The organism is Rhodococcus sp. G-MC3 (assembly GCF_030063335.1).
Lineage (GTDB): Bacteria > Actinomycetota > Actinomycetes > Mycobacteriales > Mycobacteriaceae > Rhodococcoides.
On sequence record NZ_JASISW010000015.1, the window covers coordinates 81,582 to 97,836 of the forward strand.

The window sequence follows — 16,255 nt, forward strand, 5'->3', positions numbered from 1 at the left end:
AGCGATCCTGTCAGATTGACAGTAGTGTGCGTCACATCCGGTCGATCTGTCAACATCTATCCATGACACCTACGACGCGTCGCTACGCGGGCATGAGCGCCGATGACCGCGCATCCGATCGTCGTGCACGACTGCTCGAAGCAGGCCTCGAAGTCTTCGCTGCCCGCGGAGCCTCGGGCGCTACAGTGACGGCAATCTGCGCGCAGGCGAAACTCACCGAGCGCTACTTCTATGAAAGCTTCGGCAGCAGAGATGAACTGCTGCAGCAAGTGGTCGACGCAGTGTCCAACGAAATTCGAACCGATGCTCTCGATGCACTCCACTCCCCCGCGTCGACCGTCGAACAACAGGTAGAAAATGCCATCTCCGCGTTCGTCGCAGTCTTGACCGAGGACACGCGTAAGGGGCGGGTCGCGATGATCGAATCCAACGCTGTCGACTCGCTACGCACCCATCGACGAGAATCGATGCGCGACTTCGCGCGCCTGGTAGCAGGCGAAGCCCACGATCTCTATGGAGACAACGCCTGGCCGGAGCCGGAGTCCGAGATCAATGGCCTTCTGTTCATCGGAGGCCTCGCGGAACTCGTCGTCGCCTGGTTGAACGACGAGATCGACGTGACACCGAAGCAGATCGTCGACGCCGCCACCCGGCAGTTCGTCTCCACCGCGCATCGCTGACCACCGCTACAGTGGACCGAGTGGCCCACGCACGCAGGTCGAGCACCTCCACCCCCACCGACAAGACCTGCGCGTCCTGTGGCCGGCGCATCGAGTGGCGCAAGAAGTGGGAGAAGAGCTGGGATGACGTCAAGTACTGCAGTGATACCTGTCGGCGGCAAAAGGTGAGCGCGTCGGATCACCAACTCGAGACCAAGATCAAGGAGTTGCTCGACGCCCGATCCCGCGACTCGACCATCTGTCCGTCCGACGTGGCCCGCGCAATGTCCGACGATGGTTGGCGAGATTTGATGGAACCGGTCAGGCGGGCAGCCCGACGCCTCGTCGACGCGGGCGAAGTGGAGATCACGCAGAAGGGCTCGGTGGTCGAACCGTCGACTGCGAAAGGCCCTATCAGGATTCGATGGAAGCGCTGACGTGCGCTGCGCGCCCGTGAGCGCTTTGGTACGTCCGGCTGTACCCAAACACGCACGGGGAGGTCAGCGCCCGTGAGCGAATTGGTACGTCCGGGTGTTACCGAACACGCACGGGCAGGTCAGCGTGGGAGTGCATCCAGGTTCGTTTTGAGCAACAGCACGTTGTAGTCGGACCACCGAGATGCGGTGAAGTACAGTTCGTTTCCGCTCGTCACCGGGTGGATGTACGGGGCATAGATTCCGCCGGCGGCCTGGCGTGCGTTCAGCAGTGTCGTCGGCGCGCTCCATGGACCTTCGGGCTTCAAAGACGTCCGAGCCAAGATTGTTCGATCGATCTCGTTGCCGTACAACATGACATAGCGCTTCAGGTGATCGTTCCAGGCGACGGACAATTCGCTGACAGGCTCGGTGACCGTGGACACCGAGTCGGCGACGTTCTTCGACCACGGCTTGGCTGGATCCTGCGTGGAATATTCGTACGCGCCCAGATCGAGGATATCCGCCGGCTTCACTCTCGCAACGAACGCGGCTCCGAAACGGCCGTTGGGCGTACCGAACTGGTAGATGAAGTCATCCTCGCCCTGGCCTTTCGCATACGCGTTCATCTGGTACTTGCCGTTGCTTTCCTCGACCTGGGGCAAGCCCTCGATAGTGATGCCTGTGTTCACCCGGATCGTCTGCGGTGCGGTCGTCCAGGTCTGGCCGTTGTCCGCGGAGGTCGCGATCGCCGAGAAGTTGGTGACCCAGCGACCGGGGGTGCCCCACTGCCGAACCGACATGTAGTTCATGTACTGCGTGTCGCCGATTGCGATTGCCGCCGTGGGAATGACGGTGTCCTCGACTCCTGCGAGACCGAGACTCGGCACCACTTCGCTTGCGAACTTCGGCGTTGCGGCCTGAACCACGGCACCCGAATTCGAGTCTCCGGGCACTCCGTCGGTGACAGTGATGCCGTCGGCCAGGTTCTTGTCGCCGGACCGCATGAGAACATTGCTGCGCCATTGGGCGCCGGATGCGGAGCAGTTTCCGAACGTGTCACCGAACGCCATCAGCGTCTGACCCTTGCCGTTGTCCCAGCTGATTCCGAGGTCGGTACCCGAGATTCCGAAACGGTCATAGGTGCTGTTCTGGCTGAGTGGACCGGTGACCCACGCAACCGACGAGGTATTGCCGGTGATCGACGGAAGAGCCCCCTGCGGTCCGCGTGGATTCTTTTCCGGTCCCCCGCCTGCGCTGCCGGAGGATCCGAGCAGCGGCGAGGACCCGGGCCCGCCAATGCCTCCACACGGCTCGGCGCTCACGGTCGGTGCCGACAGAACGCCGAGCCCACTCGCCACCAGAGCAAGAACGGCCCCTACCGCTATTTGCCGACTCCGTGCACGCATAGACGTCCCCCATCGACCCGTGTGACTCGTGTTACTCATGAGACTGATGAGGTGAGTGTTGCGTAAATGCTCGCCTTGCGCAACAAATGAGGGCATGTCGATGCTTGACAAATCGCACATTGTCAGAATTACAGCAATGAGATTAGCGGCGATGCATCGATTTTCCGTCACTAGGAACAACGGGCGCCTCGCCGACTGTTGAACAAGTTATGACTATCTACAAGAGTGTCAATCCTGCCAACGGCACAACCGTGAAGGAGTTCGAGACTCTCGATACACCGGGCGTCGAACGCGCACTTGCTTCGGCGCACGCCGGATACCAGACATGGCGCGCCACCTCACCCGGGCATCGCGCCGACACCCTTCGGCGAGTCGCCGACCTGTACACCGAGCGCGCCGACGAACTTGCTCGGAGCATTTCGATCGAAATGGGCAAGCCCTTGACGGAGGCCCTCGGCGAAGTTCAGCTTTCGTCGTCGATCTACCAGTACTACGCCGACCAAGGGCCAGCGCTACTGGAGGAAGAGCGCCTCGACGTGCCCGGTGCGGAAGAGTCTGTTCTGCAACGTAAACCAATCGGTGCGCTCATCGGCGTGATGCCGTGGAACTTCCCGTACTACCAGGTCGCGCGATTCGCCGCACCGAACCTGATGCTGGGCAACACAATTCTGCTGAAGCATGCACCGAACTGTCCGCAGTCTGCGTTGCTGATGGAAGAGATCTTCCAGCAGGCCGGCCTCCCGGCCGATGCTTACATCAACATCTTCGCCACGAACGAGCAGATCGCAGACATGATTGCCGATCCACGCGTCCAGGGCGTCTCGCTCACCGGCAGCGAGCGAGCGGGCACCAGCGTCGCCGAGACTGCTGGACGCAACCTCAAGAAGGTCGTGTTGGAACTCGGCGGCTCGGATGTGTTCATCGTTCTCGATACCGACGACATGGATGCGACGGTCGAGTCCGCCACGCGGGCCAGGCTCTCGAACGCAGGCCAAGCATGTAACGCCGCCAAGCGAATTCTCGTCACCGAGCAGTACTACGACGAGTTCGTCGGCAAGCTGACCGCGTCGTTCGCGGCGACCAAGACCGGCGACCCGCTCGACGAGAAGACCAGTCTCGGCCCTTTGTCCTCGCAGACAGCCGCCGACAATCTCATCGAACAGATCGACGACGCCGTGTCCAAGGGCGCAACGCTCCTCACCGGAGGTAAGAAGGTCGACGGCCCGGGAGCGTACGTCGAGCCCACTCTCCTCGCCGACGTCACGCCTGACATGCGCGCCTACGCCGAAGAACTGTTCGGTCCGGCAGGTGTCGTCTACAAGGTCAAGGACGCCGAGGAGGCCATCGCACTGGCTAACAACTCTGCCTTTGGCCTCAGCGGATCGGTGTGGAGCACCGATCTCGACAACGCGAAGACCGTGGCCGAACAGCTCGATGTGGGAATGGCATTCGTCAACGAACACGGCACGACGCTCCCCGGCCTGCCCTTCGGTGGCGTCAAACGTTCCGGTGTCGGCCGCGAGCTCGGACCGTGGGGCATGGACGAGTTCGTCAACAAGAAGCTCGTGCGAGTCTCCAAAAAGTAAGCGCACAACAACATTGGCGGCCGGGTCGATCTTCGACCCGGCCGTTTCTTCTCGCTCGGCCGGCATCGAGGACACTGGCTGACCGCATTCGCAGAGACCATCGGTGTGCACGACATCGACATCTTCTGCGAAGGGATCTCCCATGAGCACTGCACCGTCCCACTACACACGGATTGCCCTGGCCGAACACCTCGTCGACTCGGTTCAGGACACCCAGTTCACACAGCAAACCGGTTCGATCTCACCGATCGAGCTGGACGAGGTACTGGTTCGCATCGACTTCGTTCAGATCACCGCAGCATTCACCGATCTCATGCGCGCCGACGCCGAGATTCCGGTGCCGCCCTACGCGGTCGGCGACACCGTAGGCGGCGCAGCAGTTGGTACGGTCATCGCATCCCGATCGCCGTCGTACGTCCGCGGTGACCTCGTCCTCACCATAGCCGGATGGAGCGACCACCAGGTCGTTGCGGCACAACGACTTACCAAGCTCGACCGCGATATCGTGCCGAGCCCGGCGTTCTACCTCAACCACGGGATAACTGCGTATCACGGCATGGTCGACGTCGTGAAGGCCGGAAAGGGTGATGTCGTCTACGTGTCCGGTGCCGCGGGAGGCGTCGGGTCCCTTGCCGGCCAGATCGCGAAAATCCGTGGGGCTACCGCTGTGATCGGAAGTGCAGGTACCGACGAAAAAGTTCGCTACCTCATCGAGGAGCTTCACTTCGATGAGGCTTTCAATTATCGCAATGGTGATGTAGTGGACCAACTCTCGACCGCGGCTCCCGACGGAATCGATGTCTTTTTCGACAACGTCGGCGGAGATCAGTTCGAAGCTGCAGTGCAGGTGGCCAATCCCGGTGCACGATTTGCGTTGTGCGGCGCCATGTCCAGCCAGATTTCAAAAGATCGCGATGCGTGGCCACGTCTGAACCTCATGACGGCGATCACGAAAAATCTCAGCATCTTTCCGTTCGCGACCTATCACACAGCGGAGCAAATCGAATCGTGGTCAGTCCACTTCGATCGGTGGTTGGCGGAAGGGACACTCGTTTTTCCGCAGACGCTCCTGCGCGGACCGATCACGGACGCCCCGCAGGCGTTACGGAATCTGGTCGCTGGTCGATACCGAGGAAATGTCGCACTCGAACTGGAACACCGTGCGCACTGACACTCAGAACACGTATTTGTCCAGCACGTCATACACCTGATCGACGGCGAGCCACGCGAACAGGAATGCACACGCCCCGAGCGTGAGGTTGGTGAACCAGCCGTTACGCCACCGACGGGGAACACGATCCGAATTGAGAAGCCGCAGCAGGGTCACGGCGAGGAACGGCATGAAGATCGCACCCAGCACGCCGTAGGCGAGGACGAGCCCGATGGGTTGGTCGAGCCAGAGCAGGCACATCGGCGGGAACGTCAGCCACGCGACGTACCATTTGAAGTACTTGCCCCCCACTCTCGTGTCGTCGTGTCCCTGCTCCAACCCTTTGATGTTGCCGACGAAATCGGCGAACATCAGACTGACACCGTTCCAGACTCCGATCAACGACGAGAACGATGCGGCCCAGAATCCGATCAGAAAGACATGACCGAAGAGCACGCCGTACCGGTCGGTGAGCACATCTGCCAACTGGATCAGGCCCTTGTCGCCGGTACTGATGGCAATCTGTGCCGAGTACAGCAATTCCGCTCCGACGATCAGCATTGCCAGCACGAACACACCGGAGATGACGTATGCCATCGCGTTGTCGATGCGCATGACCTTCATGAATTTCGGTGTGATCCAACCTTTCTCGCGTAGCCAATAGCCGTAGGCAGCAAGCGTGATGGTGCCGCCGACACCGCCGGCCAAGCCGAGAACGTAGACGATCGAACCGTCGGGAATGGTGGGCACGATCCCTTTGACGAGGGCGGGAACGTTCGGAACCGCCACCGCCGCCGCACCGATCACCGTCACGAACATGATGCCCACGAACACGGTGATGATCTTCTCGAAGAAGCCGTAGCTGCCGAACCAGATCAACGCGAACCCGAGGATTCCCGACGCGATCGCTACGACTTTGAGGTCCAGGGACGGAAACAGCGCGACGATGGGCAGCGCACTCGACGACATCGCGGCGGCCCCGTAAACGAAACCCCAGATCACGATGTACGGGGCGAAGTAGACGCTCGTCCATTTCCCGAGCGTGCGCCAACCTTGGAAGATCGTGTTGCCGGAAGCAAGTGTGTAGCGACCGGCGCCTTCGACGAGCACGACTTTCATGATTACGCCGATGATCACCACCCACAGCAGGGCGTAGCCGTACTTCGAGCCTGCCACCAGTGTCGCGACCAAGTCTGCCGCACCGATTCCGGTTGCCGCGACCACCAATCCAGGCCCGACGACCTTCCACTTCGGTGGCGCCGTCGACTCTGCTACCGAGTCGCCGCGGTGTTCGGTCATCGATTTCTCCTAGCGCTGTCCGTTTTGCGTGATCCGTCTCACTCTTGCACAGCGGCAGACGAACGGATATCGGACGCGCCCGTCGAAACACGCCTGGTGGTCGGGCCGAATGGGGCTACCGCGGGCGACCTGTAGTTAGATCGACAGTCATGGCGTCCACGAGCAATCCCGCGTTTCCAAGCGACCGAGCACAGCGCACGACACTTCTCACCGGCTCGGCACCGAAAGACCGAGCGAACTTCTGGACACTGTCCGAGCACATCGCGTACACCGACATTCGTAGCATCGTTGCGGACTACATCAACACAACGATCTCCGATCCAGCCAACACACAGCGTCATCATTGGGCAGTGGAAGCTCTACCCTCGACGGACGCTCCGCCGAACGAGCGTCGACTGCTCACCCTCACGTGCGGAGCTCTGGAGACCCTCTTCGTCACCGAGTTCACCAACGACGAGGACGACTCGATCGAGCTGGAGATGACCGTCAACACCGCACTGTCCGAGGATTATTCGGGTTCGCAGTTGGACATAGCGACAGATGTCGTCACTGCAGCAAAGGGGATCTACGCTTCACACGATGTGTGGTCGTGGAGGATCGATCTGGGGGCACTGCTCACCGACGACTCCGAGGTCGACTTCGGAATCGGCGACGATCTGTTCGACGACCTTGCGTACTCACTCAACTCGACGTTGATGGCAGAACGACCTGATGTGGCCGATCACAGCGAAGACCTCGCAAGTGACCTGGTAGCCGAGGCGTACCGGCAGCTCCGAGACTCCGAGCTGGACGACAGCGAACAGAAAGGCTAGACGACCCGAATATCTGACGGGACCAGCATTTCGTACCGGCCATCGGTGGCGTTCCACACCTGGATCATCTCGCCACGCTTGCTCGCACTGTGCGCGACGAACACCCGACCGCGGTATGCCACAACACATCGCAGACCCCTCGCGAACGTGTACCGATGAGACGGATGGGAATCGCCGCCAACCAGATCGACAAGTGCGCCCCGTGTAGACGTCGGCGGCGTAGCGCTCAGCAGATGTTCGGCGCGCAGCGCGAAGGGCGCTTCGTGCTCCACGTGGTACGGCGGCGAGACATCGACGTCGTCCGCAACGGATATGCGTGCCACTGAAAACTGGCCATCTGAATCACGTTGCACCGGACTGTAACCCGCATCGCGAAGAGTCGCCATGGTTTCGCTCGGCGAGGCAGTGAACCCGAGAACCGTGGTGGCGAGAATCATCGCGCCCAGCTTGCTTGCTCGGCGGTTCGCGTGAATCTCGGCCACGAGCGCTTCGTCGTCTACCAACACTACGCACGAGACTGCGACGACGCTGATCGATCCGTGGGTCCGCGCCACGTCGTTCACGAGGTATGTCAATGCTTGGGGCACATCGGATGTCGAGAATTTCGATAGATCGGAGAGCACTTCGGCGGCGGACAGTCCATTGTCGAATCCACGCCGCACACTCGCCCGGTCGAACCTCCACGTCGTTGCGGCACCGGCCGATTCACGGTCGGCAACGCTGTCGAAGAATCGTGCCAGCGCAGCCTCCGGCGGACCGACACGATCGCGGTCGAGTCCGCGCCGATGGTCGCGCGGGTATGCGCGCTCGACATCAACTGTGTTGCGGCAGGGTACACATCTCCTTCGATCAGCGCGTGCGCCAGAGGTGTCGTTGCCCCCAGAGCCAGCACCCCCATGAGGGTTGCTTCACGAAGCGCCAACGCGAGCAGGTCACGCCTGGCCCCGACCTGCAAGCATGGGCAAGCCCACTCGAGCATGCACTCCACTCCGGCTTCGTCGACGAAACCCGTTCCTTCGGCCAGCTTTTGGTGCGCACGTATGACTGCGCTGCGGAACGCGCGGGGTGAGATCCCGCGCGATTCGTCGGTGATCTCGTTGTACGTCGCGAGAAACCCGTAGTGACTGTCCCACCATGTCTGCAGAAGCGACGCACCTCGCGCTCCCCCGTCCGACGCCTGCCAGGTCGCCGCGGTGTCGGCGGGAACGAGCGTTGACGGGCCAGTGGGTGTTTTCCGGCGGCCCTTCGGCGGAGGTGGAGATTGAACGTGGAGGAGATCCGCCATATTCGCCAGCTCGAGCGCCATCTGAATATCCTCGGATTCCGCATGAAAGTCCTTGGCGAAACCCTTGATCGTACGCACGCCGACGGTCCCGGATTTCAGAAGTACGACCGGCGTAGCCCGTGCGGCGTCGATGATGTTCGACACGAGCTCGACAATGCGCACCAGGCGGGTCGCGGCTTCCGACTCGACGTGTCCGGTGGACACCGGACCGGTGCCATACTCCGGCGCTGATCGATGGAACGGCAGAGTCCAGTCGGGACCGAGCAGAGCCAGCGTCACCTCGAACGATATCGAGACCGGCCCGTTGGCGAGCTGCATGGCCAATCCTCGCTGCACGGACCACGCCCCCAGCGACGTGGCGGTGAGGTACACCGGGTGCGGATAAAGATTCGAATCCGTTTGGGCAGCGCGTAAGAGCAGTCTTTGTTCGTCCTCCGGTGCTGATGCCACGAGCGCTCGGATCTCCGCCGGGTGTGCGATGACGCTGCGTAGTCGTCCGACCACCTCGGCCTTCGGCCCGTCGGCTCGCAATCCCAGTTTGGTGCTCATGGGCCGCAGAACCGCCAGGGCCGCGGCATCGAAAAACTGCTCGATACTCACCCCATACGAACGACCGTAGATCGGAAACTTCTCGACCGGCACGATCACGTCTTCCGACAGCCACGCCAATTGCAGTTCCGCGAGATCCCGGACGATGGCTATCACTTCCGAGCGTTCGGCGCCGTCGAGCACACGGCATACCGCGTCGAGGGTGGCTGGTTCACCCAACCGTCCACACAGCTCCACCGCACTCAACACCTCGATCGAGGGCAGCGGCAGCCGTCGGTATGCCTCGGACACCGAGGAGACGTCGGTGAGGCGCTCGGCCAGCTCATCGAGGTCCGACGGCCACGGCACCTCCGTAACCTCGCGGCGGCGAAGAATGACTGCCAACTCCGCGGCGCTCGACGACCCGAGTCGTTCTCGGACGGCTTTCGCGGCAGCGCTGATCATGCGCGCAATGCTATCGACTCCTCAGCGGGCTGTTCACTTCACGGACGCACCGGCACCTGCCCGAGCAGTGAACACCGTTGGCGCCGGGAAACCGCCGTCAGCGATATCACGAGTGACGGCATCGCTGACTGCGGAGACGTCGGCGACCGGCACCACGGAGATCACGCAACCACCGAAACCTCCGCCCGTCATCCTCGCACCGAGCGCACCGTGCTCGACGAGTGATTCAGCGATGAGATCGATGTGGGGCGTGGTGATCTCGAAGTCGTCCCGCATCGAGGCATGAGACCGAATCATCAGGTCGCCGACTCGTCGGAAATCACCGGCCGACATCGCGGCGGCACAGTCGAGGACGCGCTGATTCTCGGTCAGAATATGACGGGCTCGCCGACGGTCCACCTCGTCCTCGATGCGATCCAGAACCCCCTCTACACCCTGGGCCCGGCGCAGTGAACCAAGCCCAAGGGCGTGGGCGGCCCTGGTGCAGGACTCCCGACGAGATGCATACTCTCCCGTCGAGTGCTGATGCGCAGCATTGGAATTGACCACCAGCAGCGCGAGCCCGTTCGCGGCCGGATCGAATACCACCGGACGAACCGATGAGTCGTCGAAATCGATGAGCAATGCCCTATCGACCTCGCCGTGCAACGACGCCAGCTGGTCCATCAGTCCAGTGGGCGCGCCGACGAAGTCGTTCTCGCCACGCTGAGCGATACGGGCAACATCGATACGATCGAGGTTGGTATCGGTAGCGGCGTTCATCGCCAGCAGTACCGCACATTCGAGGGCAGCCGAGGACGACAACCCCGCACCGATCGGAACCCCACTGCTCACCTCCATCGTGCCGCCGACTACCGGGTGACCCGAACCGGCCAGAGCCCAGACCACACCGGCCGGGTACGCCGACCAGCCGTCGACGTCACCGGGTCGAGCAGTGAGAGCAAACGAGATTCCGCCGCCTTTCTCGTTGCTACGCAGCGTGATTCGATCCGAACCGTCCGGCGAGAACCGGACGGTTGTTCTCTCCTCCAGCGCGATGGGCATCGAGAAGCCGAGATTGTAATCGGTGTGTTCGCCGATAAGGTTGATCCGACCGGGGGCCTGCGCCACAAATGTGTTCACAGCGCTTTCAACCGATCAGCGATCTGCTCCGGAGTCACATCGGTGACGAACGCATCCATCGCAGACTCCGAGCCCGCGAGATACTTCAACTTCGTCTCCGATCTGCGCACCGACATCAGCTCGATGTGGAAGTAGCCCTGTGCCTGTGCGCCGTCAGGTCGGTACTGGTGCAGCGCCGAGATATACGGCAACGGAGTCGGATACAGGCGGTCGAACCTACCGAGCACGTCGAGATAGATCGATGACAACCCGTCGAGTTCATCCTCGGTCAATTCCGTCAGATTGTGAACGTGCCGATTCGGGTAGATGTGCACTTCCACGGGCCACCGCGCGGCGAACGGAACGAACGCTGTGAAGTGCTCATTCGAAACCAGGATCCTTCTACCGTCGACGATCTCGTGGGATAGAATGTCCGCGAACAAGTTTCGCCCTTCGTTATCGTAGAATTCTTGCGCTTGCCGCAGCATCGACGTGGTTCGCGGCGTCAGGTACGGATATCCGTAGATCTGGCCGTGGGGATGAGAGAGCGTCACGCCGATCTCTTCACCGCGGTTCTCGAAACAGAAGACCTGCTCCACCCCCGGCAATGCCAGGAGTGCTCCGGTGCGCGCTCGCCATACGTCGACGACGAGTCTCGCGTGGGCGGGCTCGAGCTCCGCGAACGACGCCGTGTGGTTGCTCGAAAAACAGATGACCTCGCACCGGCCGACTCCCGGAGCCGAGAGCGCCGCCGGATCGAGATCCTCGGCGCTTTCGCCTGCGTGAGACAGACTGGGAAACCGGTTCTCGAAGACGACGACGTCGTAATCCTGCGCTGGTACTTCACTTCGATCCCCTGCCGAAGACGGACACAGTGGGCATTGGTCGGCCGGCGGTTTGTACGTGCGGTCCTGGCGAAGCGCAGCGATGGCCACCCAGTCACCGGTCTGCCGATCGCGGCGCACTTCCGACTGGGTGCTCGCAGGCCGCGGCGCCAACGGACGCACATCGGGGACAGGTTGCGCGGTGTTGCCGGGCAACGAGAAAAACAGGATCTCGCGTCCGTCTGCTAGTTCGCTGCGCACTGGGTGCTGCGTTGTCATTCCTTCTCCGTATCGGCTATGACGATGTTCTCGAGGTGCGGAGCGAGGGCGGCGCGATCGGATGCGTGGAGTCCGTCGTCGACGACAAGGGTGTCGATGTCCGACATCCGGCCGAAAACATTCGTCCCGACCTCGCGATACTTGGTGTTGTCGGCCAACACGAACAGGCGTCGTCCCGTCGCGATCAGTCGACGGTTCGTCTCGGCCTCGGCGATATTCGGTGTGGTCAAACCTGATTCGATGTCGAACCCGTGCACTCCGAGAAAGACTGCGTCCACCCGAAACGAATCGAGGGCCGAATTCGCGATCGGTCCGACGAGGGCGTCCGACGGTGTCCGTGATCCGCCGGTCAGGTAGACGATCGGGTTGGGTTCGTCCGGATCACCCGTCAGTTCCTGAAAAATGGAGATCGAGTTGGTGACGACGGTGATCGACGAGCGCCCGCGCAGCAGCCGCGCCAGCTCCAGCGTCGTGGTGCCTGCACTGACCGCGATCGTCATACCGTCCTCGACTGCACCGAGCGCTGCGCGACCGATGGCGACCTTCTCGGCATGCTGGCGAGCCGCTTTGGCCGTCGACGGCGGTTCGACGCCGCGGTTGCCACGCGCAATGGCGCCGCCGTGGACTTTCCGGAGGACTTCACTTTCGTCGAGCACGTCGAGATCTCGACGGATCGTCATCTCGGAGACCTCGAGAAATTCGGCCAGTTCGACCACTTTGACGGCACCGTCGCTGCGAAGCGCAGCGGTGATCTTTGCATGCCGCTCGGCTGCCAGCATCGGCACCTACCTCTGATTCGGGGCTCGCAGGCCGGGACCAAACGAACATTACCAAACAGAATCGGGCAGAAATGCGGGATCGGATGTACCTCTTTGTTTGAACCTGTTACTTTGTGTTCACATTGCTCACACCAGTGAGCCAGCTCACTCAACCAGGGGAGGTTGACGCGTGACGTCGACTCTTGCGGCGGAAGGCGTGCTTTCGTTCAATACGAACGCGCTGGACTACGTACTCATTGCCGTATATTTCGTGTTCGTTCTCGGGATCGGATACGTGGCTCGTCGGCAATTGTCGACCAGCCTCGACTTCTTCCTCTCCGGCCGTCGCCTACCGGCGTGGGTCACCGGAATCGCGTTCGTATCCGCAAACCTAGGCGCCGTCGAGATCATGGGAATGTCCGCCAACGGCGCCCAACTCGGACTCGCAACGATGCATTACTACTGGATCGGCGCAATTCCCGCGATGCTGTTCCTCGGCATCGTGATGATGCCGTTCTACTACGGCTCGAAGGTACGAAGCGTTCCCGAGTTCATGCGCAAACGGTTCGACACCAAAGCGCACCTCGTCAATGCCATCAGCTTCGCCGTCGCACAGATATTGATTGCAGGAGTGAACCTCTTCCTGCTCGCGACAGTCGTGAAGGTACTACTCGGATGGTCGCTCTGGCTCTCGCTCATCGTCGCGGCGGCCATCGTTTTGACCTACACCGTCCTCGGCGGTCTGTCGGCAGCCATCTACAACGAGGTTCTGCAGTTCTTCGTCATCCTCGCTGCGCTGGTTCCGTTGACGATCATCGGCCTGGTCAAGGTCGGCGGTTGGTCTGGGCTCAAGGAAAAAGTGGTCCCGACGGTCACCGACGGCAACGTCACGGCATCGGCAGGCGAACAGCTCTCGTCCTGGCCCGGGCAGGCGCTCAGTGGGTTCGATTCGCCAGTGCTGTCCGTCATCGGCATCGTGTTCGGCCTCGGCTTCGTGCTGTCCTTCGGCTACTGGACGACGAACTTCGTCGAGGTTCAGCGCGCAATGGCGTCGAGCTCGATGTCCGCTGCGCGGCGCGCTCCGATCATCGGCGCAATCCCGAAGATGTTGGTGCCCTTCGTAGTCGTCGTTCCCGGCATGATCGCCGCATCAGCCATCGGCGATATGATCAACCTCAAAGAGACCGGCACCGGCGACATCACGTACAACGACGCCATGCTGCTGATGATGCGCGACATCCTTCCCAACGGGCTGCTCGGCGTCGCGATCGCCGGGCTGATGGCCGCGTTCATGGCGGGCATGGCAGCGAACATCTCCGCGTTCAACACCGTCTTCAGCTACGACTTGTGGCAGCAGTACATCGTCAAAGACCGTGAAGACACGTACTACATCACCGTGGGACGTGTCGCGACCGTGGCGGCTACCATCCTCGCGATCTTCACTGCTCTCATCGCGTCGGGCTACTCGAACCTGATGGACTACCTGCAGACCCTGTTCGGGTTCTTCAACGCTCCCCTGTTCGCGACCTTCATCCTCGGTATGTTCTGGAAGAAGATGACCCCGGCTGCAGGATGGATCGGGCTTGTGTCCGGCACCGGCGCAGCAGTATTCGTGTTCGTTCTCTCGAAAGTGGGCGTGATCGATCTGCCAGGTCAGGGTATGCCGTTCGTGGCAGCTTCGGCCGCGTTCGTCGTCGACATCGCGGTGAGCATCGGAGTCAGCATGGTCACGCAACCGAAGCCCGCGAGCGAACTCGTCGGCTTCGTCTACTCGGAGACCCCGCGCGAGATGTTCACCGATCCAGAGGACGCGACCAACCCGTGGTATCGACGTCCAGTTCCGTTGGCGAGCTTCGCGTTGGGCCTCGTCGTCGTCCTCAATATCGTCTTTCACTGAGAAGGATCACTGTCATGACAACTCCCGAAAAGCAGAACCCCGGGTTGGTCGCCCGACTCTTCGACATCCGATCGGTCATCGGCGCACTACTCGGTATCTACGGAATCCTCCTTACCTTGGCGGGTCTTTTTCCATCGGTCTTCGGAAACAAGACTCACTCGTCGCCGGCGAACAACGTCGTCGACATGAGCGTCGGGACCAGCGCCAACCTCTGGGTCGGTCTGGCCATGCTGGCCATCGCCCTCATCTTCGGCGGCTGGGCAATCATGCGTCCCGCGGTTGTGGGCGAAGCGACGGACTAGGCGAATCCGATGCCCGTGAGTGGGATTTCCGGCTCGTTACGGATTCCCACTCACGGCGCTACGCCGACTGGGCGACAGGTCAGAAAACCTCACGCCACGCACCAACGGCCAAGTCCGCGACGGCTACTCCGGTGTCCACGATGGCGTCGACGCCGTCGGTTGCCGTGTCCGTCCACCCGTCGAAACCGTCTTCGAAGTACCCGTCCACCACCCCCGAGGCATAGATCCCGGCGACGGCGCCCGCTCCAGCGCCCACGACCGTCCCTACCGGGCCGCCGGCGAACGTGCCGATGAGAGCACCGGTAGCGACGGATGCTCCGAGACCTGCGGCACCCGACGCGACAGCCTGCCCAACGGGCGTACCCGAGTAGATGTCGTATCCAATTTCAGCTGCCGCCAATGCGCCACCCAACCGAGCGGGCACTAGATGGGTCCTCTTCGTCAGATCCTCGGCCGCGTCGACCAACTCCTCTCCGCTGCGGACCATCACATTCCCCAGATCCCAATCCCGGTACACCAATCTGGCGGGGGTTTGCGGCCCGGCGTGGAGAGCCGCTTCCATCAACGCGGTACCGCGACTGCTGAGATCATCGGCCTTTGCCAGCAGAGAGCTGGCATAGGCCCTCGCAGCGGCCGCCCCACCGCCAGCGATCATGTTTGTCGCCACGAAGAACCAATGCGACATCAAGCCGTCGGCGATGTTTCTCAACCGCTCGGCGTAGATCCGCTCGAGCTCGCGCGCACCCGCCACCGCCGTCTCGGCTGCCCGATACGCCGGTCGATGCTCATCCAGAATCGGTTCGGCAATAGCATCTTTCATGACGAGCAGACCGGCATCGGCGGCGTCCTGCCTCGCGGACTCCATTGCACTACGAGCTTCAGCGAGGGCATCGGCGGCCTCTCGCAAAGCGGATGCGCACCCCTCGACAACCCGCGCGAACGAATCCACCTCCGACGCCGTTGTCGTTGCCCTGTCCACGAATACATCGCTCGCAGGACCATCCCAGCCTGCATCGGCAGTATTCCTGCTCCCGTAGAGCTTCTCGGCACAGTCCTGTATCCGCGGAGAGACCGAAGTGGCCACCCAGTCGGCGACGAATCCTACGTCTTCCGGAGTGCCGTCGATTCTGGTGTCGATTCCCATCGTCATTGCCCCCACTGTTGCAGGGTGAGCTGATCGGCGGTCTCGGAATCCTGGTCCCGGTACGAAGAATTTGCCTGCTCGACGGCTGTCCCGGCGTCGCGGAGTCCGTCGGCAAGCTCACCGACGTTCGCGAGCAGGCGGGCAAGTATCGCCATGATCGGACCGATGCCGATTCCGGCGTCGGGTGCGGCAGGAATTGTCTCGCCCATCCCCTCCAACTCCGATGCAGATCGAGTCAGTGATCCCGAAACTTGTTCGAGCGCTGCGGCGTCCACGTAGATCGTCACCCCACAACACCATCGGACAGTCTTACTGCTGCGCGCATATGTGGCTTCATAATCGAT

The 16,255-nt window shown here is 61.7% G+C and carries 15 protein-coding genes and 1 pseudogene; 8 read left to right on the forward strand and 8 right to left on the reverse strand.

Annotated features, from left to right (window positions below):
- Positions 1-62 precede the first annotated feature (62 nt).
- From QMK17_RS17310 to QMK17_RS17320, 3 genes and pseudogenes are all read left to right on the forward strand, one after another.
- The gene (locus QMK17_RS17310) at positions 63-680 is read left to right on the forward strand and encodes a TetR/AcrR family transcriptional regulator (RefSeq protein ID WP_283510521.1); all 618 of its coding nucleotides are present in this window, start codon (positions 63-65) and stop codon (positions 678-680) included.
- Positions 681-700: 20 nt separating this feature from the next.
- Positions 701-829, forward strand: a pseudogene (locus QMK17_RS17315) (DUF2256 domain-containing protein); the annotation flags it as partial.
- Between the two features lie 15 nt (positions 830-844).
- A complete protein-coding gene (locus QMK17_RS17320) occupies positions 845-1,096 on the forward strand; it encodes a DUF3253 domain-containing protein (protein WP_283510562.1) in 252 nt (83 codons plus the stop codon).
- 119 nt (positions 1,097-1,215) lie between these two features.
- Here the strand turns inward: QMK17_RS17320 and QMK17_RS17325 are convergent, their stop codons facing one another.
- Complete coding sequence (locus QMK17_RS17325) at positions 1,216-2,481, reverse strand: DUF4185 domain-containing protein (RefSeq protein WP_283510522.1); 1,266 nt, start codon at positions 2,479-2,481, stop codon at positions 1,216-1,218.
- A gap of 209 nt (positions 2,482-2,690) precedes the next feature.
- Here QMK17_RS17325 and QMK17_RS17330 point away from each other — a divergent pair, with 209 nt between their 5' ends.
- Both QMK17_RS17330 and QMK17_RS17335 read left to right on the forward strand, forming a co-directional pair.
- On the forward strand, positions 2,691-4,067 hold the full coding sequence (locus QMK17_RS17330; RefSeq protein ID WP_283510523.1) for an NAD-dependent succinate-semialdehyde dehydrogenase: 1,377 nt from the start codon (positions 2,691-2,693) through the stop codon (positions 4,065-4,067).
- Between the two features lie 142 nt (positions 4,068-4,209).
- Complete coding sequence (locus QMK17_RS17335; protein WP_283510524.1) at positions 4,210-5,238, forward strand: MDR family NADP-dependent oxidoreductase; 1,029 nt, start codon at positions 4,210-4,212, stop codon at positions 5,236-5,238.
- Between the two features lie 3 nt (positions 5,239-5,241).
- Here QMK17_RS17335 and QMK17_RS17340 read toward each other — a convergent pair whose 3' ends face one another.
- Entirely contained in the window at positions 5,242-6,516 is a 1,275-nt protein-coding gene (locus tag QMK17_RS17340) for an Nramp family divalent metal transporter (protein WP_283510525.1), read from the reverse strand.
- A 149-nt stretch (positions 6,517-6,665) separates the two neighbouring features.
- Here QMK17_RS17340 and QMK17_RS17345 point away from each other — a divergent pair, with 149 nt between their 5' ends.
- Positions 6,666-7,328 (forward strand): hypothetical protein, encoded by a 663-nt coding sequence (locus QMK17_RS17345; RefSeq protein WP_283510526.1) that lies wholly within the window; start codon positions 6,666-6,668, stop codon positions 7,326-7,328.
- On the opposite strand, the gene QMK17_RS17350 is transcribed toward QMK17_RS17345, so the two are convergent.
- The 4 genes from QMK17_RS17350 to QMK17_RS17365 all read right to left on the reverse strand — a co-directional run bounded on the left by QMK17_RS17350 (position 7,325) and on the right by QMK17_RS17365 (position 12,589).
- Positions 7,325-8,068: a helicase-associated domain-containing protein gene (locus QMK17_RS17350; protein WP_283510563.1), complete on the reverse strand. Its 744-nt coding sequence runs from the start codon at positions 8,066-8,068 to the stop codon at positions 7,325-7,327. The two genes, QMK17_RS17345 and QMK17_RS17350, sit on opposite strands and share 4 nt — an antisense overlap.
- A 1,571-nt stretch (positions 8,069-9,639) precedes the next feature.
- The gene (galK, locus tag QMK17_RS17355) at positions 9,640-10,728 is read right to left on the reverse strand and encodes a galactokinase (RefSeq protein ID WP_283510527.1); all 1,089 of its coding nucleotides are present in this window, start codon (positions 10,726-10,728) and stop codon (positions 9,640-9,642) included.
- A complete protein-coding gene (gene galT, locus QMK17_RS17360; protein ID WP_283510528.1) occupies positions 10,725-11,810 on the reverse strand; it encodes a galactose-1-phosphate uridylyltransferase in 1,086 nt (361 codons plus the stop codon). The genes galK and galT overlap by 4 nt, the downstream gene beginning before the upstream one ends.
- Positions 11,807-12,589, reverse strand: a complete 783-nt coding sequence (locus QMK17_RS17365; protein WP_283510529.1) for a DeoR/GlpR family DNA-binding transcription regulator — start codon at positions 12,587-12,589, stop codon at positions 11,807-11,809. The genes galT and QMK17_RS17365 overlap by 4 nt, the downstream gene beginning before the upstream one ends.
- 169 nt (positions 12,590-12,758) lie before the next feature.
- Between QMK17_RS17365 and QMK17_RS17370 the strand changes: the two genes are divergently transcribed.
- The gene (locus tag QMK17_RS17370) at positions 12,759-14,465 is read left to right on the forward strand and encodes a sodium:solute symporter family protein (protein ID WP_442972786.1); all 1,707 of its coding nucleotides are present in this window, start codon (positions 12,759-12,761) and stop codon (positions 14,463-14,465) included.
- Between the two features lie 14 nt (positions 14,466-14,479).
- Positions 14,480-14,767 (forward strand): hypothetical protein, encoded by a 288-nt coding sequence (locus QMK17_RS17375; RefSeq protein ID WP_283510530.1) that lies wholly within the window; start codon positions 14,480-14,482, stop codon positions 14,765-14,767.
- A gap of 79 nt (positions 14,768-14,846) precedes the next feature.
- On the opposite strand, the gene QMK17_RS17380 is transcribed toward QMK17_RS17375, so the two are convergent.
- Both QMK17_RS17380 and QMK17_RS17385 read right to left on the reverse strand, forming a co-directional pair.
- Entirely contained in the window at positions 14,847-15,917 is a 1,071-nt protein-coding gene (locus tag QMK17_RS17380; RefSeq protein WP_283510531.1) for a hypothetical protein, read from the reverse strand.
- Complete coding sequence (locus tag QMK17_RS17385) at positions 15,914-16,198, reverse strand: hypothetical protein (RefSeq protein ID WP_283510532.1); 285 nt, start codon at positions 16,196-16,198, stop codon at positions 15,914-15,916. Before QMK17_RS17385 ends, QMK17_RS17380 begins: the two co-directional genes overlap by 4 nt.
- Positions 16,199-16,255 lie beyond the last annotated feature (57 nt).